The organism is Magnetococcus marinus MC-1 (genome assembly GCF_000014865.1).
Taxonomy (GTDB): Bacteria; Pseudomonadota; Magnetococcia; order Magnetococcales; family Magnetococcaceae; genus Magnetococcus; species Magnetococcus marinus.
Genome location: NC_008576.1, coordinates 2097358 through 2120254, shown reverse-complemented (window position 1 = coordinate 2120254; position 22897 = coordinate 2097358). Strand labels below are relative to the sequence as shown.

The 22897-nt window shown below is 52.4% G+C and carries 21 protein-coding genes and 1 pseudogene; 4 read left to right on the top strand and 18 right to left on the bottom strand.

The window, feature by feature from the left end:
• Positions 1–101 precede the first annotated feature (101 nt).
• Positions 102–698 carry a hypothetical protein gene (locus MMC1_RS08740; RefSeq protein WP_011713371.1) on the bottom strand — a complete coding sequence of 199 codons (597 nt, stop codon included), beginning with the start codon at positions 696–698 and terminating at the stop codon, positions 102–104.
• A gap of 581 nt (positions 699–1279) precedes the next feature.
• Between MMC1_RS08740 and MMC1_RS21900 the strand changes: the two genes are divergently transcribed.
• Positions 1280–1438, top strand: a complete 159-nt coding sequence (locus tag MMC1_RS21900) for a hypothetical protein (protein ID WP_160162686.1) — start codon at positions 1280–1282, stop codon at positions 1436–1438.
• Between the two features lie 93 nt (positions 1439–1531).
• Here the strand turns inward: MMC1_RS21900 and MMC1_RS22585 are convergent.
• Positions 1532–1723, bottom strand: a pseudogene (locus MMC1_RS22585) (IS1634 family transposase); the annotation flags it as partial.
• On the opposite strand from MMC1_RS22585, the gene MMC1_RS21630 reads away from it, so the two are divergent.
• A complete protein-coding gene (locus MMC1_RS21630; protein ID WP_011713370.1) occupies positions 1660–1962 on the top strand; it encodes a cyclic nucleotide-binding domain-containing protein in 303 nt (100 codons plus the stop codon). The pseudogene MMC1_RS22585 and the gene MMC1_RS21630 sit on opposite strands and share 64 nt — an antisense overlap.
• 55 nt (positions 1963–2017) lie before the next feature.
• Here the strand turns inward: MMC1_RS21630 and MMC1_RS19920 are convergent, their stop codons facing one another.
• The 11 genes from MMC1_RS19920 to MMC1_RS08680 form a co-directional block, all read right to left on the bottom strand.
• Entirely contained in the window at positions 2018–3805 is a 1788-nt protein-coding gene (locus MMC1_RS19920) for a tetratricopeptide repeat protein (RefSeq protein WP_011713369.1), read from the bottom strand.
• A 121-nt stretch (positions 3806–3926) separates the two neighbouring features.
• Positions 3927–5210: a prephenate-dependent tRNA uridine(34) hydroxylase TrhP gene (gene trhP / locus MMC1_RS08725; protein WP_041641067.1), complete on the bottom strand. Its 1284-nt coding sequence runs from the start codon at positions 5208–5210 to the stop codon at positions 3927–3929.
• 154 nt (positions 5211–5364) lie between these two features.
• Positions 5365–7485 carry a two-component system response regulator gene (locus MMC1_RS08720; RefSeq protein WP_049757646.1) on the bottom strand — a complete coding sequence of 707 codons (2121 nt, stop codon included), beginning with the start codon at positions 7483–7485 and terminating at the stop codon, positions 5365–5367.
• 281 nt (positions 7486–7766) lie between these two features.
• Positions 7767–8960 carry an NrfD/PsrC family molybdoenzyme membrane anchor subunit gene (gene nrfD / locus MMC1_RS08715; RefSeq protein ID WP_011713366.1) on the bottom strand — a complete coding sequence of 398 codons (1194 nt, stop codon included), beginning with the start codon at positions 8958–8960 and terminating at the stop codon, positions 7767–7769.
• 14 nt (positions 8961–8974) lie between these two features.
• Entirely contained in the window at positions 8975–9706 is a 732-nt protein-coding gene (gene dsrO, locus MMC1_RS08710) for a sulfate reduction electron transfer complex DsrMKJOP subunit DsrO (protein ID WP_011713365.1), read from the bottom strand.
• 204 nt (positions 9707–9910) lie between these two features.
• Positions 9911–10255 carry a hypothetical protein gene (locus tag MMC1_RS08705; protein WP_011713364.1) on the bottom strand — a complete coding sequence of 115 codons (345 nt, stop codon included), beginning with the start codon at positions 10253–10255 and terminating at the stop codon, positions 9911–9913.
• A 188-nt stretch (positions 10256–10443) separates the two neighbouring features.
• Positions 10444–10737, bottom strand: a complete 294-nt coding sequence (tusB, locus tag MMC1_RS08700) for a sulfurtransferase complex subunit TusB (RefSeq protein WP_011713363.1) — start codon at positions 10735–10737, stop codon at positions 10444–10446.
• A gap of 19 nt (positions 10738–10756) precedes the next feature.
• The gene (locus tag MMC1_RS08695) at positions 10757–11158 is read right to left on the bottom strand and encodes a DsrE family protein (RefSeq protein WP_011713362.1); all 402 of its coding nucleotides are present in this window, start codon (positions 11156–11158) and stop codon (positions 10757–10759) included.
• A 14-nt stretch (positions 11159–11172) separates the two neighbouring features.
• Entirely contained in the window at positions 11173–11529 is a 357-nt protein-coding gene (tusD, locus tag MMC1_RS08690) for a sulfurtransferase complex subunit TusD (protein ID WP_011713361.1), read from the bottom strand.
• Between the two features lie 609 nt (positions 11530–12138).
• Positions 12139–13542 carry a cobyrinic acid a,c-diamide synthase CobB gene (locus MMC1_RS08685; RefSeq protein WP_011713360.1) on the bottom strand — a complete coding sequence of 468 codons (1404 nt, stop codon included), beginning with the start codon at positions 13540–13542 and terminating at the stop codon, positions 12139–12141.
• A gap of 72 nt (positions 13543–13614) precedes the next feature.
• Complete coding sequence (locus tag MMC1_RS08680) at positions 13615–14478, bottom strand: Mrp/NBP35 family ATP-binding protein (protein ID WP_011713359.1); 864 nt, start codon at positions 14476–14478, stop codon at positions 13615–13617.
• Between the two features lie 422 nt (positions 14479–14900).
• On the opposite strand from MMC1_RS08680, the gene hemH reads away from it, so the two are divergent.
• The gene (hemH, locus tag MMC1_RS08675) at positions 14901–15908 is read left to right on the top strand and encodes a ferrochelatase (protein WP_011713358.1); all 1008 of its coding nucleotides are present in this window, start codon (positions 14901–14903) and stop codon (positions 15906–15908) included.
• A gap of 81 nt (positions 15909–15989) precedes the next feature.
• On the opposite strand, the gene MMC1_RS08670 is transcribed toward hemH, so the two are convergent.
• The 5 genes from MMC1_RS08670 to MMC1_RS08650 all read right to left on the bottom strand — a co-directional run bounded on the left by MMC1_RS08670 (position 15990) and on the right by MMC1_RS08650 (position 22125).
• Positions 15990–16928 (bottom strand): exopolyphosphatase, encoded by a 939-nt coding sequence (locus MMC1_RS08670; protein WP_011713357.1) that lies wholly within the window; start codon positions 16926–16928, stop codon positions 15990–15992.
• A 217-nt stretch (positions 16929–17145) separates the two neighbouring features.
• Positions 17146–19314: a bifunctional 23S rRNA (guanine(2069)-N(7))-methyltransferase RlmK/23S rRNA (guanine(2445)-N(2))-methyltransferase RlmL gene (rlmKL, locus tag MMC1_RS08665; protein WP_011713356.1), complete on the bottom strand. Its 2169-nt coding sequence runs from the start codon at positions 19312–19314 to the stop codon at positions 17146–17148.
• A 65-nt stretch (positions 19315–19379) separates the two neighbouring features.
• A complete protein-coding gene (locus tag MMC1_RS08660; protein ID WP_011713355.1) occupies positions 19380–20342 on the bottom strand; it encodes a universal stress protein in 963 nt (320 codons plus the stop codon).
• 17 nt (positions 20343–20359) lie between these two features.
• Positions 20360–21724 carry an SLC13 family permease gene (locus tag MMC1_RS08655; RefSeq protein WP_265101300.1) on the bottom strand — a complete coding sequence of 455 codons (1365 nt, stop codon included), beginning with the start codon at positions 21722–21724 and terminating at the stop codon, positions 20360–20362.
• Positions 21725–21855: 131 nt separating this feature from the next.
• On the bottom strand, positions 21856–22125 hold the full coding sequence (locus tag MMC1_RS08650) for a DUF2312 domain-containing protein (protein WP_049757825.1): 270 nt from the start codon (positions 22123–22125) through the stop codon (positions 21856–21858).
• Between the two features lie 303 nt (positions 22126–22428).
• Between MMC1_RS08650 and MMC1_RS08645 the strand changes: the two genes are divergently transcribed.
• Positions 22429–22812, top strand: coding sequence for a DUF423 domain-containing protein (locus MMC1_RS08645; protein WP_011713352.1), 384 nt, complete (start codon positions 22429–22431; stop codon positions 22810–22812).
• Positions 22813–22897 lie beyond the last annotated feature (85 nt).

Below are 22897 nucleotides of genomic sequence, written 5' to 3'. Positions count from 1 at the left end.
GCCACATAAACCCATCTTTCCCACACATCGGTTAAGAGACTTGTGCAAGATAGAGTGGTGATCATCTAGAACCCACATCTAACCCACGCACAAAGGTCCCTTTACCCCATCCCCTGTAATCGCCGTTCCTGAAATTGCAAACGCTGATTTAATAACTCAATGGCCTGTTCCATGCGCCGCAACCGAGGGTCTTGTGCCACCTGCTCAGGCTCCTCTTGGGGAGACTCAATAATCTGCATATCCAAACCAAACTGCACCCCGATCTTCTCAACAAAAGCCTCAGGGTCTTCATTCAGTTGCTGCCGCCAAACCAGCAGTTCAGCAAATGCCTGGGATGGGCTGATCTGGTGGGACTCAAACAAGGGTTGATAATGCTGGATGATCGCCTCAAAGGGGGCATAACGCTCTCGCCAGTGTCGGAGCTGCTGAGCCTTTTGGTGCAGTCCACGCTCCAGCTCTTTTTCACGCCGCAAAATCACCTGCTTAACCTCGCCCGGCAGCGCGTGAAACAGAAGAACCTCTGCCTTACGCCACCCTCTTGGCACTGGCTGCGGCGTATCCTTATTGGGTGGTGGGTCATGAGCCGTATAGACCAACCCGCTACCCTCACTTTGCTGGCGTTGCATACCGGTGCCACTCATACCAGAGAAGCCCCCCCCATATTCTAACCGCTCTACTTGCTTGTCCTGCTCCCTCATGAGTCCATTTCCTTTATGGGCCACTCATAAAAAAAAAGCCCCATGCATGCTGCATGAGACCCTATTTGCTGTTATCCCGGTGCGATTGATGCCGCCCGCACAAGGCATGATCGTGCTTTTTTAGCGTTCCCCTTTGTTGCCCCAAGTATAGCTACTCTAGGATAGATGCCGAACGTTCGCAATCACTATTTTGCTTTTATTGCATTATTTTGCTTTTTAAAGACACACATACACTCAACATTTTACGAATTTAAATTGAATTTCAATACTTAGACATCCGCAAACCCGTTCCATTGCTACCAAGTAATGCGCCCTATTTACCAAAGATAAAGCTAAATATTGCCGCTACAACACGACAACCGTGCCCCCATTTCCATACCGAAAACATCCTTTTTTCCCAGAGCCATGCTGTCCCGTTACAGGTGGGCTGTATGAGCGTTATTTTTGAATGTTCCCCCTTATCCTTTTAGCAACAAATCTGACTTTTTTCTTTGTTTACAAAAGAATATAACATAATCCAAGAAGAAAAATTATGGGGCAAAGGATGCCCTATCTCCACCAAACAAGGGAGAGCACCCCCCATGGCAACCCACCCGCGCTGGTCTGCCCTACTCTATGAGTTCAGTGGTGGTTTAACCGCTGCGGTTATTGCACTGTCGTTGGCCCTGGCCTTTGGCGTGGTCGCCTTTGCCCCTTTGGGGCCAGCCTATGCTGCTCATGGGGCCTTAACCCATGTTTAACAGGCTATTGTAGAAGATCTTAAAATACAGAACCTTACGATGTGTATTTTTTTCGAGTGGCACGACAAACTGTGCATTCTTTGGAAAATGTGCTCAGATGACCATCTTTTTCACCCCACCTGGGTTTGCATGGATTCCAAGCGCATGGAAGATTTTCTGATGTTCAGGCTCGGGTCTGGTGGCTTTGCGCACCGGCATGGAATGCCCATCGGGTCGTCGCAATGAAGCGTCAATCCGGCACTGGCTGGAGAGGATGTCTCGCAGCGTGCTCCAGCGACCGTGGAGTCTACCGCCCTACACTCAGTGGATTGGTACGGGTCTCCAAGGCTGGACCCGGCGTGCTGGTGGGCCTGCGCGCCATGTTCGACGAAACCCATCACTTGGGTTCTGCCCTAATCGCCGAACAGGCGGCCCAAGTCAGGCTGCTACCTATGGCGCTTCTGCAACGCTGGCAACATCAAGATCCGCAAAGCGATATTGCCTTCCAAGAGGGCATGTTGCGGGGCCGCCATCAACCACTATGATATGTCCGCCAACGCCCTTATTGGCTGGAGCATCACCACCATAAAAGCCGCTAATTCAACGCTTGCCCGTTGCATTACGCAGGGCAACCGCGACCGCCTCGATCACCTTGGGCCAGGGATTCTCAAAAGAGCGCCCCCTAAAAAGCCGCATGCTTGGATACCAGGGCGAATCCTCACGCTGCTGCATCCAACGAAAATCGGTTTTGCAAGGGAGCATCATCCAAACCGGTACCCCTAACCCGCCAGCCAAGTGGGCCACCGCTGTGTCCACGGTAATCACTAAATCCAGATTCTTGATCAAGGCTGCTGTGGCATGAAAATCCGTGAGTTGCGCTTCAAAGTGATGCATCTTTTGCCATAGGGGATGCTGCTCATCCCCAGCCATAGGATCTTTTTGCAGGGAGATAAAATGAATCCCTTCTATTTCACCCCATGCAGTCAGCGCCTCAAAGGGTACCCGCCTATGCATTGCCTTCATATGCAGCGGATTACCGGTCCACACCAGACCGACTTTAAGGCCCTTCATTTTTTTTAACTGGCCCTGCCAACCCTTAACCGCTGAACGTGTCGCGTTAAGATAGGGCAGACGCCCCGGAATGTTCGGCAATGTGATGCCCAAACGGTGTGGCAGACTCATGATCGGCAACCAGTAGTCATAGCCAGACTGTGGCGGCTCACCAAGCTGCCACACCCGTTCCAGAGTGGGTATCTGTTCAAACAGAGTCATCAAGCTCGGGTGAGTTACCATCTGCACACGGCAACCATAGCGCTTTTTCAGCGGCTCGATCAAACGGGCCATCTGCAACTGGTCACCAAAGCCCTGCTCACCGACCAGCAATAAGGTTTTACCCTGTAGGGGCTCACCCTGCCACAGCGGTTGCGTGGGGGGAGAGGCTTCCATGTAGTGATGGGTATGCGTGGCAGCAGCAGCCGCAAAACGGGACTCATACAATGCCCACCCCTCGGTAAACGCCCCTTGTAGTAGCAGCGCACAGCCCAAGCTGTAACGCACCAGGGCATCATCAGGCCATTGCTCCTGAGCCTGCCGCAGTAGCGTCACCGATTCATCCAGAAAATCTTCATCCATATTGCTCAGTAAGTGCGTCGCCAGATTGAGCAGGGCCCGGCTCTCGCCATGCGTCAACGCTACGGCTTGGCGCAGATGGTGAGCGGCCTGTTGGGCATGGGCTTTATCCTGAGCCAAAATGGTGCCCAACGTGTGATGCACTTCAGGCAGATTGGGGTTTAGCTCCAACAATCGCCCATAGCCGGTGGCGGCCTTGGCCAAATCGCCACTTTTCAACCAAGCTCTTGCCTGAAGCAGAAGGGTTTTCATATGGTTTGGCCGGTAACATTGCGCCTCGGTCAACAGAACCGCCGCCTCAACAAAGTGTTCCTGGGCAAATTCATGCTGGGCCTGCTGCAACAAACTTTCAGCCAAAGCCCCCCCCATGGCAGGATCACGCTCGACCACCCGGCGATAGTCCGCCGCAGCCAACCCATAGGTCTTGAGCTGCCCATAACAGAAGGCCCGATTACCCCAATGGGTGGGGGTGCGCCCCCCATCAAGCCGAATGGCCTGCGTAAAATGTTCGATCGCTTTAGACCACTCACCACGCGCCACATAGAGCCGACCCAAGGCATCGTGCACAGCCAACCGCTCAGGCTCAATCTGTAGAGCGCGATCCAAAAAAAACAGCGCTCCCCACCAAAGCTGCTGCTGGAGATAACCTTGCCCTAAACGCAGGCAGACCTGCCCATCATTGGGATTATGGGCCAGCTGAGCATACAACATGCGCTCTTGCTGTAACCATGAAGTGGGGTTTTCAACATGTGGTTCCATGGAGATCTCTCAGTTTATCCTACCTGTTCAAAAAGGGTATTTGCCCCCAACGACGACCCAACCACACTGCCCCCTACCCCCCCTTATTAACCTAGCCCGGATATTTCATGAAATATCCGGGCTAGGCGCAACGCACCAACAACATGGCGTGGTTATCGGTTAAGTTGAGCGCGGCGGGTATGGGTATCAGCACCTCGTGGCCAGAGCCCGGCGCAACCTCCATGGCGGTACCATCACGTTTTTGCATGCCGCCCAAGATAAAGCGATGGTTGCCCGCCGGGGTCATCAACTCAATCTCTTCCCCCACCCGAAAGCGGTTTTTGACATCGACCCGCAAGCGGCCTGCATCTTGCCCCACGATTTCACCTATAAACTGCTGGCTGTTCTGGGTGCTGCCGGTCTCATAGTTTTGCAGTTCGGCTGGAGCGTGGCGGTCATAAAATCCCTCGGTATAGCCTCGGTTGGCCAGATCATCCAGAGCCAACAACCAATTGGGATCAAAGGCTTCCCCCCGCGCGGCGGCGTCCAGCGCCATACGATAGACCTGCACCGTGCGCGCAACATAAAAAAACGATTTGGTGCGACCCTCAATTTTGAGAGAGTCCATGCCCATATGGGCCAGCGCCTCCACATGGCGGATAGCACGCAAATCTTTGGAGTTGAACACATAGGTACCATGCTCATCCTCTTCCATCACCATCCACTCATCTGGGCGGTACTGCTCCTCTATTAAGTAGAGTGGAGCCGGTGCTTGGATGGGAATAATATGCCCCTCCACGGTCTGTTGGGCGGGCTTAGCCGTATAGGACCAGCGACAGGCATTGGTACAGGCACCTTGGTTGGGATCTCGGTGGCTCATATAGCCAGACAGCAAACAGCGCCCGGAGTAGGCCACACAGAGCGCCCCATGAATAAAAGCCTCCAACTCCACATCCGGGCAGCGTTGGCGAATAACCGCCATTTCCTCAATGGAGAGTTCGCGGGAGAGGATAATGCGGGCAATACCCACCGCTGACCAAAATTTTACCGCTTCAGAATTCACCACATTGGCCTGCACCGACAGGTGCAGCACCTGATTGGGCCACCGCTGCCTAACCATATGGATAATGCCGGGATCAGAGACAATTAAAGCATCCGGTTGCATCGCCAGCACAGGTTCCATATCTTTAAAAAAGGTATCTATTTTGCTGTCGCGGGCGACAATATTACACGCGACATAGAGTTTTTTTTGCGCCGCGCGGGTAATATGTAGCGCCTCCTGCAAACCAGCCACATCAAATTCATTCTCCCGCACCCGCAGGCTATAACGCGGCAACCCCACATAAACCGCATCAGCCCCATAGGCCAGCGCATAATGTAAACTCTTCATGGTGCCCGCAGGGGCTAACAGCTCAGGTATGGACATGGAGAAACTCAATGGCATGCAGAGGGAAAAAAAGGCGATGATCGGGGCAAGATAAAACGTGTACCGAACAGCACAAGCAAGCATTCGCTTATGACCAAAAAACTAAGCCCTTGTATAACCGTTCAAATCAACGGTAGACCAATGGCTGCCTCTCTCAGAGTAGGGTTTGTGGCTGTGCCTTTTTGGCAAAGGCGTCCAGCATAAACATCTCAAATTTATCCCCACTCAAAGGACGGCCATAAAAATAGCCCTGGATCTCATCACAAGACTCCTGGGCCAGAAATTCCAACTGTTCCAGGTGCTCCACCCCTTCGGCAATGACCTCTAGGTTAAGACTGTGGGCCAAATTAATAAAGGCGCGAATAATGGCTGCATCCTCAGGATCCCTGGTGCAATTGCGAACGAACGATTGATCAATTTTCAAGGTATCAATCGGAAATTTTTTCAAATAACTCAACGAGGAAAAACCTGTACCAAAATCATCAATGGCCAGCAGTACCCCAAAACGAGAGAGGATGGTTAATTTTTCCAGAGTCTCTTCGACATCGCCCATGGCGATGGATTCGGTAAGTTCCAACTCCAAGCAGTGAGGCGGCAGTCCAGATTCCCCCACGGTACGCATGACCATTTCGGTAAAATCTGGCAATCTAAATTGAATACCCGACAGGTTAACCGAAATACGCAAAGGCACCCCCGTCTGATCCATCCATACTTTACTTTGGCGACACGCCTCTTTAAGCGCCCACTGCCCCATGGGGATAACCAAGCCAGTCTCTTCCGCAAGGGGAATAAATTCACCGGGAGAGACCATGCCTTGCTCGGGATGCTGCCAGCGGATCAAGGCTTCCATTCCAATCAATTTACCAGTAGCAAGCTCCATTTGAGGCTGATAAAAAAGCAAAAACTCTTGTCGGTCCACCGCATTGCGTAGACCGCTTTCCAAGAGGATACGCGCCAAAGAAGCCGTGTTGAGTTCAGAACGGTAGAATTGAAAATTATTCCGCCCACTCTGTTTGGCGTGGTACATGGCTGACTCAGCATTACGCATGAGCACGCTGGGCTTTTCGCCATCCAAGGGATAGACCGTCATGCCAATACTGGCACCAACCGCAAACTCCACTTCGCTTATGGTAATGGGCTGTGCGACACGGGTTAGCACCTCTTGAGCTAACAGGGCGGCATCCCGGTTTTGGGTCATGTTAGGCAGCACAATGCCGAATTCATCCCCCCCCAAACGGGCCAACGTCGCCTTAGCCGGACATATCGCGCGCAGACGAGTTGCCACCTCACACAGCAAGCTATCCCCAACCTCATGTCCCATAGAGTCGTTAATAACCTTAAAACGGTCCAAATCCACAATGAGCACAGCGACAATACTGCCACTATCTGCCGACTCTACCAGGGTTTGGTTAAGTCGGTCATGAAAGAGCAGTCGATTGGGCAGTTCGGTGAGTGCGTCGTGACCTGACAGGTAGAGCAGATTTTCTTCTGACTCCTTAATGCGGGTTAAATCGGTGAACACCCCCACATAGCTTTCGGTTTGGCCATCCCCGGTACGAATGGCACTGATATTGACCCACTGCGGATATATTTCCCCATTTTTTCGGCGGTTCCACACTTCCCCCTGCCACTTACCGGCGGTAAGCAGGGTTTGCCACATTTTACCGTAAAAGCGCCGGTCATGCCGGCCTGACTGCAAAATGCTTATATTTTGTCCCAGCACACTGCCGCGATCATATCCCGTAATGGCTTCAAAGGAGGGGTTTACATTGGTAATGCACGCTGTGCTATCGGTGACCACAATGCCTTCTGTGGTATTTTCAAACACCTTGGCCGTCAACATTAACTGGCGCTCAGCCACCATCATTTTATAGAGAAACTGCACACGGTTTTGCAGGCTCACCCAATGTATTGGCTTGGGCACATAGTCCGATGCGCCCACCTCGTAAGCATGGTTAATGGATTCATCATCTTCAAGGCTGGTGATGATCAGTACCTGGATGTGGGCTGTAACTGGGTTTTCTTTAATGCGTTTGCAAGCCTCAAAACCATCTAAGACGGGCATTTTAGCATCCATCAAAATGACATCAGGCTGACACTTGGGGATAAGATCAATCGCCTCTTGGCCATGCATCGCGGTCACATAGGACCAGCCAATTTTTTTCATAAAGTGGCAGAGCAACGTTTGAATCGCCGTATCGTCGTCCACCACCATCACCAGGGGTGTTCGCCCATTCTGCTCTAGCGTATGTTTATCCACCACAGGTGTCACCATAGTATGTTCCAAGCCCGATATAAAACCACACACGCCACACACGTAAACCCTCGCTGTAGTCGCCGTACCACACAAAGGCACGCACGCAATGCAAGGCTTTGTTGAGCGCAGACGATCGCGTTTTTATTGCATAAACCGTTTGCCCCAGCGCTATTTTAGCCGCATCTGCCGCTTAATTTTTAATAGTATCATTGTTACAAAAAAATAGGGCTTTCGCTATGAAAAAGCGAAAAAAAAGCTCTCCTTTAGGGAGAGCTTTTTTCAATGCTGCGGTTATGGTTTTATGGGCTCCAGGGCAACCAGCTTTCTGGAGCCTCAGCTTTTTTAGGTAACAGCCGGAAAAATTTAATCCCCAGCAGATAGATCATACCGGCCACCCCAACCCCCCCCAATCCCAGCAACAGTTCTGGCATGGCAGGAACATAACTACCCACGGCACCATCTTGAAAAGTGCTGCTTACAGAGTAGCCAGGAAAAGGGTTAAACGGATAGGTCTGACCCGCGAGCAGAGTATGCGCCACATAAGAGACTTCACCCACAATGGCAGCCACCGAGGCGACCATGATACCGTTAATATCCTTACCCCATGTTTTGTGAGAAAGAATAAACAGTGGGGTCAATAGACCGATCAGCACAATGCCACCCCAGTACAACCAAGCCCAAGGACCTGTCAGCAACCAAGTCTCGACTTCATAAAACGAGGGACTATAACCCTTGGTGAATTTTTCTACCGCCATGAGATAAAAGACCATGAGGGTGAAAAAAAGCAGCATATTACGCAAACCGTAGATCAACTTATCATCCAGTTGACGTTGGGTTTTGCGGTAGGTATAAACCAGCAACAGTGCACAAATCGCGGTACCAGAGGTCAGCGAAACCGCAATAAAGGTCGGCGCGGTGATGGCGGAATGAAACACCTCGCGAGCATGGATGACGCCAAAGATCGAACCTGTCCCTGTGGTCAAGATCACCCGCCCAGCAAAGGCGGCACTACCAGAGAGCTTAACATACTTTTCATTGCTCATCATCGCCCACAGGTAGAAAAAGCAGAGCAGCACAAAACCGGAGTAAAGAAACACGTTCCAGGTAAACATGGACTTAAAGTTCATGTGCACCATGGTCAGCAACATACGGTCTGGCCGTCCCAGATCCAACACCAGCACCATTAGGCCTCCAACCAACAAGGCGATCGCCAAGAAGGCAGAAAAACGACGGAACTGTTTATAATGGTTATGCGCAAACACGGTGGCCATAGAGGCCAAGTTTAGCGCCCCAGATGCCATAACCAACAGAGAGATGGCAAAGATGTGCGGCAGGCCCCAAACCACCTGATTGTTCATACCGGTCACACCGTGACCGTTAATTTCAATGTAGAAGAAGGTTAAAATCCCAACCCCTGCCAAGCCCATTAAGCTGAGCAACAGGGTGTAATATTCACGGGATTTGCCCTGAATGGAGGTAAACTTACTAATCATCTGAGCTTACTCCCTTAAAGGTTCGTGTAATGAACGTGGGGTTTGAGACCCAGATCATCACGAATGGTTTTGCTGGTTACTTGAGCCAGCTTTTGGGCAATTTCCGATTTAGGGTCATTGATATCACCAAATAACATGGCCCCACTCTTCTTGCCGCACGCCTCAACACAAGCAGGGATCTCACCTTTGTCAATACGGTGTACGCAGAAGCTGCACTTTTCCACCACACCCTTGGCGCGAATGGGCACCTCACGATTAAGCTGATCTTTAGGGGTGGTATTTTCGTGATAAACCAAGGAACGCGCTTTATAAGGACACGCGATCATACAGTAGCGACAACCAATGCAGCGGTGCTTATCCACCAACACCAAGCCATCTTTACGAATAAATGAAGCGTTGGTAGGGCAGACATCCACACAGGGGGGGTTTTCGCAATGGTTACACAAAACCGGCAGACTCTGCTGAGGCTTTTTACCTGTTTTATCCGTGATGGTAATTTTGCGAATGTATTGGATTTGGCGCGACTGATCCTCAATTTGAGGAATGTTATTCTCTGTCGCACAGGCCGTCGTGCAGTCGGTGCAATCCTCGCTGCACTTGCTCAGGTCAATGAGCATAGCCCAACGGGCGCCGGCATTGGCACCCTTTTGCATGGGGGCTGCGATAAGACGCATTCCGGGAGCCACCATAGCCCCGACGGCCATGGCGCCGCCTAGGCCGAGAACCGTTCTTCTATCCATCGTCATGGTTCCGTTCCTATTGGTCCGTCTGGCGATGTGTTTAGAACCACACCGCAGATTATAGACTGAGAGCCCGCTTTAAACTTGTCTGTTGTTGGAAAATGGTACTCAACCCGTTTTTTTGCACATCATCACGCTGCAAATGTACAGTGAAAGTCCAGTTCCATCGTCTTCAAGCTGCCAAACAGGCGCTAACAAGCCCCGACTACATCAGGGAAAGATATGACACGTAAAACAGTCAGGTTTGACCCCAACATAGTTGTGACACTGGTCACAAAACTGTTCATGACTGGTGTGACAGTTGGCACAACTAAGAATACTCTCTGGGGGGTTACGCATCCCTTCACGGACCGTTTCCACCCGCTTATGCTTCATCAACTTCATATGGTTACGCGCCATATCGGCGGTGTCCCGGATACAGGCTTCACCCACTGCTTTTTGCAGCTTGATGGGGCCATGCATGCGGTAGCCCTGTTCGGCGGAAGCAGGGGCGCTGACAGCCACCACTCCCATGGCTAGGGCCAGTGCTATGATGAACGATCGGAACCAAACCACGTTCTGTCTCCTTATGCAGGGGTGGGTCCATGCGCAGACACCAATGAGAGGCCATCCCTTTTGATCCAAACGGCATTAAAAACCGCTCCACCCACAACACCTAAAATCTCAGGTATCTAAGACATGGAACGGTCTTTAAAACGGTTCCCACACGCCGCAGGATAAGTGCGGCGTGTGGGATGATCCCATTACAGCCAAGAGTGAGTCTTGTTCTGGTCCACCAGATCGACAAAACCGGCATAGTCGATCACTTCAATACCCTCAATCACACTCTTGACCGCGCGGGCTTTAATATCCGCGCTTAGAGCATAGACTTTAAACTTTTTACAAGCCGCTTCCACCTCTGCACTTTTCGCCGTGCCAGTGGCCGCCGCAAAAGCGGCATCTTCCATCAACAAGATGCAATCGCCCGCTGACGCAAAGCGCAAACAACTATCCAGACCACCATTTTGAAAGGGTGATTTATTTACCATATGCAGCATGTTCGATCTCCTCGCCGAATTAGTAGGGGAGAATATTGTGTTGCTCAGCCATCATGCGAGCGATCTCTTCAGAATCCACCACTTTGGGGCGAATGGGCTCTTCCGTATCTTCGTCCTCGCCGATAATGAGCAGGTCGTCTTCGGTCATGCCGCGATCTTCCATGGACTTGCGGTCCACAAAGACCTTTTCAATCTCATAGTCGACCATGACGCCATAGGTGGCTTCAAAACCTTTGATGCCCAACTCTTTGGTATCTTGCCCAGCACGCAGTGCAAACACGCCGTCATCCATAAAGACGACTGAGATGTCCGCATCGTATGCAGCCATGATCAATTTGACTTCTAGCCCCTCATAGACATAGATCGTACCGTGTGGGGCATTACGCACGGTAAACATGATTTTCTTGATATCGTCAGACATTGTCGCCTCCCTGATCAGTCACCGAACACAACCATTTTGTCGGCCTCGATAGCCATCATGGTCAGCTGACCAAGACCCGAGATGCGCACGTTATCCACCAACACCGAATCCACGATGCCGCGACGCTTGGCCGCAGCGATGCAAACGACGATGTCGATACCCTTGGAGCCCAGTTGTGACCAACGATTGGCGATGTGTCGGTCATCTTGTGGGGGTTCCATCAACTTGGTGACGTTGTAGACACCATCGTGATAGAAAAAGATACCCCGGCACTCATGACCTTTCTCCAGCGCAGCCGTCACAAAATTGTATGCGCTGTCGGACGCCTCGTGATTGTACGGGCCCTCGTAGACTAATACCGCAAATTTCATATTATTCCGTCCTCCATCTACGTTAACGAGGAATATGGACGCCTACCATTGTTAACAAGCAGCCCACTGTTAAAAATGGCACCCCACATAAAAAATGGCGCATTCGACTGCTTGCGCCACCTCCAAGGGAGGGGATTTTCTCCAGAAAGACCCGTAATAGAACGTCCGAATATTAGCATATCACGGGATGATGATATTCGGTAGGGTAAAAAAGTTCCCCATTCATGTACGAGGTCGTTGCATGGAGTTGCCACGCTTTTTTTCCTCTTAACCCAAGCTACTAAACCCAGCAAAACAGGATTATTTGCCGACAAGCAGCCCAGAACTTGCGCGACATTGTGAACCAATGTTTCGAAAAAGTCCATGCATTCTGCTGATAGGGCGCATCACATCGAACACATACGGGCAACGCCTACCCTTTACCCCGGATATTTCATGAATCCCTTCGATGATCGCGTAGAGATTTGGAATTTAAAAGATTTTTTAGCGCGCACGAGATATTTATTGATATCTTCAAACGTTAAAAATCCATTAAAATTCAAAGACCAAGCGAGAGCGTCTGGGATTCATGAAAAATCCGGGTTAGCGCGTTGTATGGGGCCATTTTTGTTAGGGTTGCGAAAAGCTACCGCGCTCTCTCCAAAAACGGGCCAAAAATGGCGCCCATTCTGGCGCACCTTCTACGTGAATGTGTGCGTAAGAGGCAAAGATATTATGGTAAAGAATGCCATCATGCCAACCATCCACCCCACTTCCCCGCGTAACCTGATAGGCAAAGCGCACACCCTCACCCAATTTAGAGACCTTGGAATAGTGAAATTCGTGGCAGCAGATCTCTTGATCCACCGGTGGCCACGGCAGCGCCCCCGTACCATGAATTTTCATATAGCCGTAACCTTGGGGTTTAGGGTGCATGGTGATCTCAATGGGCAGCGCTCCGGCCAGTTCTACCCGCTTACCGGCCCAGATAAGACGCTGGCTCAGCACCATCAAACCTCCGCACTCCGCATAGATCGGCATACCCAGTTCACTACGGGTTCGAATGGTCTCCAAGGTAGCGCGATTTTGCTGAAGGTGCTCCATAAACATTTCAGGAAACCCACCTCCAATGTAGAGGCCATCCACCTGGGGCAAAGGCTGCTCGTCTAATAAGCTGAAGGGCACTAACTCCACCCCATTTTGCCGCAGCGCCTCCAAATTATCCGGGTAATAGAAGGAGAAAGCTTGATCGGCTGCATAACCCACCCGTACAGGACGCCCCCCCACCAAGGGGGCTTTACTGGCCAGTGCAGGAGGATTGTCCGGCAACGCCAACGGGGTTGCGGTTGCCGCCAACGCAACCAGACGATCCAGATCCAGATGGCTCTCCATCATGCGGCCCATGGTCTCAACGGTATGGGGAGCCCCCTGTTTTTCATTGGCGGGGACCAAACCCAGATGGCGCTCATCAATCATGATCTCCGCCGAACGGGGAATCGCCCCCAGAATAGGAATGGGACAGAACCGTTCAATGGCCTCTCTCAGACGCTTTTCCTGTCGCGGGGTGGCCACATTGTTAAGAATGATACCAACAATGGTCTCCCCACCCGGAAAATGCAGATGCCCACACACCAGCGGGGCCACACTGCGGGCCAGATGTTTACAATCCACCACCAGCAAGACTGGCGCACCCAACGCTTTAGCCAACGCTGCACTGCTGTCAGACCCCTCCAGATCCTGTCCGTCAAACAGGCCGAGGTTGCCCTCGATAATCGCCACATCGGCACCTTGGGCATGGGCCACAAAGCTGGTCAACACCTTTGGCCGACCCATGATAAAATCGTCCAGATTACGACACTCGCGACCTGCGGCCAGGCTATGCCAGCGGGGATCAATATAATCAGGACCTTTTTTGAACGGCTGCACCACCAAACCACGGGCGCTCAATGCTGCGGTTAAACCAACAGCAATAAAAGTCTTGCCAGAGCTTTTACGGGTAGCGGAGATAAACAGACGGGGGATGCGATAGGGCATGGCAGCCTCGGCGTTAGGGAGACGCGGAGGGTAGCCCCACCATAGAGCTACCCTCCACACTTATGGAGCATATTAAGCAGATGCTTCAGCAGACTCCTGAGCAACAACCCGTGCCACCAATTTTTCCGCAATCTCCATGTAGCGCTTGGCATGCTCAGACTCAGGCTGCTCCAGTACGATTGGCAGGCCATTGTCCCCACACTCGCGGATAGCCGGTACCAAAGGCACCTCACCCAACAACGGCACGCCGCTCTTATCGGCCACCGACTGCGCCCCTCCTGTGGAGAAGATATCGGTGCGCTCACCACAATGACCACAGCGGAAATAGCTCATATTTTCCACAACCCCCAAAATGGGCACGTGGGCAATATTGAAGAGAGAGATACCCCGACGCACATCTTGCAAAGCGACATCCTGCGGGGTGGTTACAATCACCGACCCTGTCACCTCGACCTGCTGAGCCATAGAGAGCTGAATATCCCCCGTACCTGGGGGAAGATCAATAATCAGATAGTCCAGCATTTCGTCATAGCCAGTCCAGCGCACTTCGTGAAAAAACTGTTGCAACACCTGAAACAATACCGGGCCACGCCACACCAGCGGTTGCTCATCTTCCACCATAAAACCGATCGACATAATGGGCATTTTATGGGCCATGACCGGCTTAATACGCCCCATGACATCCGGTTCAGGACGCTCATTAACCCCCAGCATGGTCGGTATACTCGGTCCATAGATATCGGCATCCAACAGGCCGACCTTGTAACCCAACCGTTGCAGCGCAAAAGCCAAGTTGACCGACAGTGTAGATTTACCCACGCCGCCCTTGGCACTGTAGACAGCGATGACGTGCTTAACCCGGTCCACCTGCTGCTTTTTGGGCAGGGGATAGGTTTGAGCATCCATATTTTCAGCAGTCTTACTATTCTGTTCCATATCATATCCTCACGTGGGGGCCTCCAGCCTAGTTATCCAGGCTGGGGATTTTACCCAGGGAAAAACCGCAATGCTTGCCATGCTTCGGCAAGCTGCGGAAAAATTGGTTCCACAAACGGCACGATTAAAGGCGATTATCTTTGTCGGTGCAAGCAGATAATCCCTACAGCTTCCTACGGTTGGCTCATTTTAATCAATCTACCCCCCCATTCATAACATCCATGCGACCCGATACCAAGATGGCTTTTCCCTTTGCTCCAACAGGCCGCTAGCGGTATATATGATTGCTAAAATCTCACGGTGGGCCCCACGATCCCACCTTCTTAACCGATGTTAAATTGTGATATTCCATAACGATAATAAAAATCGATCACCCTGTCAGGGTGAATCTATGGCCCCACCGTTAAAGGAGCCGCAAGCCCATGGCCCAAGCTGAGACAGCCATTCTTTTGGTGCAACTTGGCACCCCCGATCAACCGACTGAAGAGGCCGTGCGCCGCTATCTGCGTCAATTTTTAAGTGACCGCCGCGTGGTGGACATGAATCGTCTGCTCTGGTGGCCTTTATTGCACGGTATTATTTTGCGCTCACGCCCCAGTAAAAGCGCCAAGCTTTACAAAAAAATCTGGCGGGATGATAAAACCTCCCCCCTACTCCACTACACTCGCGCATTGCAACAGGAGATGGCCCGCCGCTTTCAGGGACGCCACAGCAGCGGCGTGCGTGTGGATTTTGCCATGCGCTATGGTAATCCAGGGTTGCGTTGTAAAGTCGGCTCACTGGTGCGCGAAGGGGTACGCAGACTGTTAATCGTGCCACTCTTTCCCCAATATGCCGGTGCCACGGTCGCCTCGGTGATGGATGAGGTGATGCGCCCCATGCACATCCACCGCCTTATGCCCACCCTGCGGGTGATGACCCCCTATTATGCTCAGGATGCCTATATTGACGCCTTGGTTGCCAGCCTAGAGGGTGTTGACCTGAGTGAGCCGGATCATCGCCTATTGCTCTCTTACCATGGCCTACCCAAACGCCATGTGGATGAGGGCGACCCCTATGAAAACCACTGTCAGACCACCACCCTGCTGCTTACAGAAGAGTTGGATCTGCGCCACGATCAGTGGATGATGAGCTATCAATCCCGCTTTGGTAGCGAGCCTTGGTTGGAACCCAACACCGATATGCTCTTTAAAACTTTACCCAGTCAGGGTATTAAAAAGCTGACAGTGATGTGCCCAGGATTTGCCGCCGACTGTTTAGAGACCTTGGAAGAGATCTCTGAAACAGGCCGACAAACCTTTCTCAAGGCAGGGGGCAGCCATTTTAACTATATTCCTTGCCTCAATGACGAGCCCTACTGGGTAGACGCATTGGAAAAGATGATTGAAGATGAAATGCACGGCTGGCTGCACGGGCCTATGTCTGCATAACCTGTTCTGCTCAACCGAGCCACAAAAAAAGCCCGGCCTCTTACGGAGGCCGGGCTTTTTTTGTGCAGATCTTAAGCCTTATTAGCCATCATTGGTAATTTGGGCAATAATCTCTTTTAAGGTCTCGTCACAGCTATCATTGGCCACCTGACAGGTGCCTGCATTACGGTGACCACCACCAGCATACTTCAGCGCCAGCTCGCCCACGTGGGTGTTAGAAGTACGGTTGATAATGGATTTACCAATGGCAAACACGGTGTTTTGACGCTGGTATCCCCAGAGTACGTGAATAGAGATGTTGGTCTCTGGGTAGAGCGCGTAGATCATAAAGCGGTTACCCGCAAAGATGGTCTCTTCATCCCGCAGATCCAACACCACCAAGTTATCATAGACGGTCGAGCAACGGCGGATTTGATCTTTAAACTTTTCTTCATGCTCAAAGTAGAGATCAACCCGCTCTTTGACATCCTCAACTTGCAGGATCTCTTCGATGGTATGATCGCGGCAATAATCGATCAGGTGCATCATCAACTGGTAGTTAGAGATGCGGAACGAGCGGAAGCGCCCCAAACCGGTACGGGCATCCATGAGAAAGTTGAGCAGATCCCAACCACGAGGATGCAGCACTTCATCCTCGGTGAACATGGCAGCGTCACCTTTGTCCACCGCGGTCATCAGCTCATGGGAGATGCGCGGCATTCTTTCGGTTCCGCCGAAATATTTATAGACAACCCGTGCAGCCGAGGGCGCATGGGGGTCGATAATATGATTGTCTGGCGCGGCATCACCCCGACGGATCAACTCGGACGCGTGGTGATCAAAGGCTAAATGAACCCCTTCCACATAGGGAAGGTTGGTGGTGATATCCCGGCCAGTGATTTCAATTTTACCATCCTGCATATCTTTGGGGTGGACAAATTTGATCTCGTCGATCATGTCCAACTCTTTCAAGATGACCGCACAAACCAGACCATCAAAATCGCTCCGGGTAACCAGACGGAACATTTGCGTATCAGACACCGGAACCTCCTCCGTAACCAAATCCAGGAAAAACGTGGATCTTGCCTGTTATTTTTCCACAAAACAATGGGAGAATTGAGGAAAAGAAAACGTTTAACTCGAAAGATACCCAATCATAACAGGTTTGGAAACCGTTTTCACACAAATGGGTGAACTTTCGCCCGAGTCGGTCTATTTTAACCTTGTTAAATGACCGCTTTATGACCGTTACATAACTTTATGCACACGTAATACGCCAGCAGCGATGAATCGGCGGCTCCCTGTGGAAATCGGGATCCAAGGTTTGCTGGGTAATTTCCTCCATATGCAGGTTTTGCGCCGACAACAGATCCTGTTCCAACTTAAATTTTTTCCGGTTGGTGGAAAAATAGAGCACGCCATCTGGATTAAGCAAGCGGGCCACGCCACCGATCAACGTAACTTGATCCCGTTGAATATCAAAGCTCTCCAGCATACTTTTAGAGTTTGAAAAGGTTGGTGGGTCTAAAAAAATCAGGTCAAAGGTCTGGTCGGTTGTGGCGATCCACTGCATACAGTTGGCTTTGATAAAACGGTGTTGGTGTTCTCCCTTAAATCCATTGAGCTCCATGTTACGCTGAGCCCACTCCAGATAGGTGTTGGAAAGATCCACACTGGTGGTGGTCAGTGCCCCGCCTGCGGCCGCATGCACAGTGGCTGTACCTGTATAGCAAAACAGGTTTAAAAAGCGCCGATTGGCGGCCTCTTGCTGGATGCGCCGACGCATGGGGGCATGATCGGGGAACAATCCGGTATCCAGATAGTCGGTAAGGTTGACCTCAAAATTGAGCCCCTGTTCGGCCACCAGTACCTTTTGACCACGATTGGCCATTTTATCATACTGGTTATAGCCCTTCTGCCGTTTGCGCTGTTTGACCACCACCCGCTCGGGGGGGACCCCCAACACCTCTGGCAGCACGGAGCAGGCATCCTGGAGACGTCGGTGAGCATCGGCATCGGGGATCGAACTGGGGGCTTGATACTCCTGCACCACCACCCACTCTTCATAGCGATCCACCGCCAGTGCATATTCGGGCATATCGGCATCATAGAGGCGGTAGCAGCGCACGTTTTCACGGGTCACCCATTTTTTCAAGCGCTTCTGATTTTTTTTCAGTCGGTTGGCAAACATTTGGGCATTTTCGGGGGAGACCACCCCCTGCTGTAACCCCGGTTTAGGCGCTGGCGCCCCCTTAGCAGCCTGGGGTTTAGGCTCGGTGCCATGCAGGATGTAGGCGCAGGGGATCGGACCATTGTTCAGGTCCATGCGTTGCCCCTGCTGGGGCAAACCCATCGCACTCTGCCACAGCACATCCCCCATCAACACCCCCGAACGCCATCCCAGCAGCGGACCATTAAGCAGCATACCCAGTTTGGCAAACAGCCCTTTAAGCTCCACCACCTCACCCAATCGCTCCCCATAGGGGGGGTTGGTCACCAGCACACCGGGCCTATCAGGCCAATCAGCCCCCTTTTGCCAAGCCGCGACATCACGCTGGTGCAGGCGTATGTGCCCCTCTAGCTCGGCCTCTTCAATATTTGCTTGGGCGATGTGCACCATATTCGCATCGCTGTCACCCGCCTCGATGATGGGCATTTTGGCTTGGTTTTGGCGCTCAATGGACTCATCCGCTAGGCGTTGCCAGAGCTCTGCAATACCTGACGCCCCCCGCCAGCGGCGAAAACCAAAATAGCGCCGCAGCGAGCCCGGCGCGATATCCCCAGCCATCATAGCGGCTTCAATCGGCAGGGTTCCCGAGCCACACATGGGGTCCACAAAGGGAGCCCCCAGACGCGCCTGCTCTTCCCAGCCGGCAAAATAGAGCAGTGCAGCGGCCAAATTTTCTTTGAGCGGGGCATCGCCGGTTCTCAGTCGATAGCCCCGCCGATGCAACCCCTCGCCCGAGAGATCAATGCCCACTCGCCCCTCATTGCCCCGAATGCCCAGGTTAATACGCAGGTCGGGGCGCTCTCTTGCCACACTGGGGCGGCTACCTTTTTTATCCCGAATACGGTCCACCACGGCATCTTTAAGCTTTTGCCCGCCAAAATTGGTGTGGCGAATGGTATCGTTGGTACCAATACAATCCACCGACAGTGTCCCCTCTGCGTCGAGATGATCCTCCCAGGGGATCTCCAATACCGAGGCATAGAGCGCTTCGGGGGTCGAGACATCAATTTTTTTCAGGGACAAAATGATGCGTGTCGCCACACGGGACCACAGACAGGCGCGCAGTCCGATCTCTAGATCTCCCTCAAACCCCACCCCTGCGGAGGCTGGACGCACACTTTTGGCACCCATCCGTTTTAATTCCGCAGCCAGTGCAGGCTCCAATCCGCGTGCCGTCGTGGCAAAATAGCGATACATGACAACCCCGAAAAAAAACGCGCAGTAGCTCCTGCGCGTTGCATCCATTCATCTAAAAGGGCGGCTCATCGAACCACCATAACCGAGCCTTTGCTGTGTTGCAGCACACTGACCGCCACCCCACCCACAAAAAACCGTTTAAGCGCCCCCGTGGCGGTGGCTGACATCACCACCAACGAGTAACCTTCACTTTGTGCCACAATTTCATAAGCGGGATCCCCCACTCGGGTAATCACCTCTCTGGGCTCAATACCAAGCTCGGTAAGCGCCTCAATCGCCAGATTTAATCCAGCTTGCGCTTCACTCCGTCCTGCTTCATCTGGACAAACCGACAACAGGGAGACGGGGCAGTTACAGCGGCTGGCCAGCACGGCGTCATTGCGCACCATATCCAGGGAGCGCGGTGAGCCATTGGTGCATATCAGGTGACCATGCCCCTCTTCCAGACCACGGGCCAAAATCACCGAGCACTTGGCATGAATGGCCACCTTCATCGCCACAGGGGTTGGCCCCAGTACTTTTTCCATGGTACCACGGGGTCCACTAGCACCCAGGATAATCAGGTTATATTGCCCCTCTTCCTGCTCATCCAAGATGCCCCCTTCAATACTATAAGCCACTTTCAAGCGCAGATGAATGACCTTGCCACTCTCATGGCGAAAGCTGAGGGTGTTTTCACCGGCGGGGTCACCATGGGATTCACGGGTGGTTTGACTGGTTTCCCAGTCGCTGGACATCTCACCCATCTCCATCAAAATTTCATAACCCTTTTTCAGCCAGCGCATACCGGGCAGGTCCAGCCCCCAATCCAACATGTTATCCCGCGCCACACGCACCTGCAATCCACCACTATTCAGCCCTTGGTCGATGGGGCGCACATAGAGCAGGGTAATATCACTATCCACCCCATGTCCCAATTTGGCGGCATAGCGCAATCCACGGTAGGCATCGTCCGACCCATCAATGCAGACCAAAATACGGAAACGATCGGCACCGCTCCGCTCAATCACATTTAAACTGTGCGTCATGCTCTTCTCCTTGCGGCTCAAACGCCAATTAGCGGCCAATAGAGCGAGGCAAACAGCAGCATCAAGAGTGTGGACATAACCGCCATTCGCCAACCAACATTAAGAAAATCGGATGTTTTCAGGTAGCCTGACGCATAGACGATGGTACAAGCGGGGGTACCCACCACCGTCAAATAGGCAAAGGCCGACGAGATGGCGGTAATAAAGCCAATCACCACGGGGCTCTCTTGGGCAGCCGCTGCCATATTCAGCACAATAGGCCCCAGCACCGCCACCGCCGCACCATTGGACATGGTATTGGTCACGCCGGTGGTCAGGGCCGACACCGCCAACCACAGCCCCATGCCTTTGTCCGCCCCGAAGGGGGTTAACATCTCCAAAAAGCTGGTCGCGACCCACTCCGCGGCGCCACTATCTTTCATCTGCACACCCAAGGAGATGGCCGCTGCATAGAGCAGTACCACGCCCCAGTTTACACCATTATTTAGATCTTCCCACTTAACCAAGCCCCCCACCAAAAAGGCCGAGGCACCCAGTACGGCGATGGTGCCCATACCCACCCCTTCAGAGAGCCCCACCCAACCGTAAAGGATAAGAAAAAAGAGCGCAATCGAGACAAAGTGGCGCTGTTTTAAAGGCCCCTCGGCTTCGACCTGAGCTTTCAACTTTTCCACCGCAGGGGTGAGATCGTCAAACTCTGGACGGAAGGTAAAGAGCAGGATCATGGTGACAAAGGGTAGTTGCAACAAAAACATGGGGTAGGCATAGAGCATCCATTTAACATAGTCGATAACGATGCCATAGAAATCACTCCAATAGCCGATCATAATCGCGTTTCGCGCCCCACCCGACGGCGTACCCACACCCGCCACGGAACAGCCGTAGGCGATGGAGAAGAGCAACACAGCGGCCAAGTTGCGCACCTTGGCTGGGTCGTCCGAGGTCAACGTGATCAGGGCAATCCCCACCGGCAGCATCATCGCCGCCACCGTGTGCTCGCCCACAAACGAGGCCAACAAACCCGACATAACCGAGATACCAAAGGCGATTCGCGAGGTTTTTGTGCCTGTAAAGCGTATGATAAACAGGGCGATACGTTTATCCAGCTTCTGTTTTACCACCGCCACGGCCAGCATTAACGAGCCCATGATAAAGAGCACCGAATCGCTCATCAGGGTGCGGGCCACGTCAGAAGAGTTGTGCTTCAACAGCAGCACCTGCCCCACCACAATGAGCAATGCCACCGTAGGCAACGGCACCGGTTCGGTGACAAACAGCGTGGTTGCCACCACGGTCATCGTCAAAACGATGCGCCCCTGTTCCGTCAGACCCTCGGGCAGAGGCATCACCCAGATCATTAACGCGCCAACCAACATGGCAATAAAAAACCATTTTTTTCACGTAGATAGGTCACAGCACCACACCTTATTCGGGTTGAGAGAAACCCATTGGCCCCAATGTTCCCGGCCAGAGTGGAAAAGAGCGATGTTCACCTCGCTCTCGACGCTGCATGTTAACGCATGCCCAGCGCCTGCAAATAGAGGTGCAACAGCGCCTCTTGTTCATCCAGTTCGTGGCTATCCATTTTTCGAATTTTGATCACTTGGCGCATAACTTTGGGATCATATCCCAGACTTTTTGCCTCTTGATAGATATCCCGTACCGCTTCAGCAATGCCCTTTTTTTCTTCTTCCAACCGCTCAATTCGTTCAATAAGCTGTTGAAAGTGCCCCGCTTCGATAGGCAGGTTATCCAAAGATTCCTGTTTCGACGTCTCGTTCAAAACGACCTCCAATAATAGCACCGCCAGAGGCGGTGATGATCTTTTGCGTGGTGATTTTTCTCTATCGACACGCCCTAGACTATATCTGATCCCATTCCGCAAAGCCAGATCGGCAATCACCACCCCCATAAACTAAGCAGCTTACCCCAAAACATTCGGCGAAGCCGTAGCCCTAGTCGATCTGCCCGATTTTGGCCTAGCTTGATGAGACATCCTCTCAAGGGTTGCCAGATTTCCCTATTTGGGTTTGAATGCGCCTACGGCTTTTCGCTCCCGTGAAGCTCTAACAAGGTGATAAAACCCATGCTGCCTGCCCGCCCTTTTATGGTTATTGGTGCACTATTAGCCCTGACAGCGGCGCTGTTTGGGGCCTATGCCCACCACGCCCTGCGCCCAGAGTTGCTTACGATTGACCGCTGGGAGGGGGTGGCCCTTGCGCTACAATACCAGTGGTACCATGCTCTGGCACTTATCGCCCTGGATCTTTGGCATCCAGCAAGCAGCGGGGTGAAGCGGCGGCCATTCATTGGTTGGCTGATGGTGTTGGGGGTTGTGCTGTTTTGCGGAGTCATCTATCTGCGGGCGCTAAATCCCGCCTTTGAGCTGCTCGCTAAGCTAACCCCTTTGGGTGGTTTAAGCCTCATGCTCGCTTGGGCGTGGTGGGCATGGACGGCATGGCGGCGCTAAACCATAGATCCCGCCAACCATGCGCAATAGCCTTAAAAAAGGGGGGCTACCCTTAGAGTGGCCCCCCTTTATCTGCTAAGCTCAA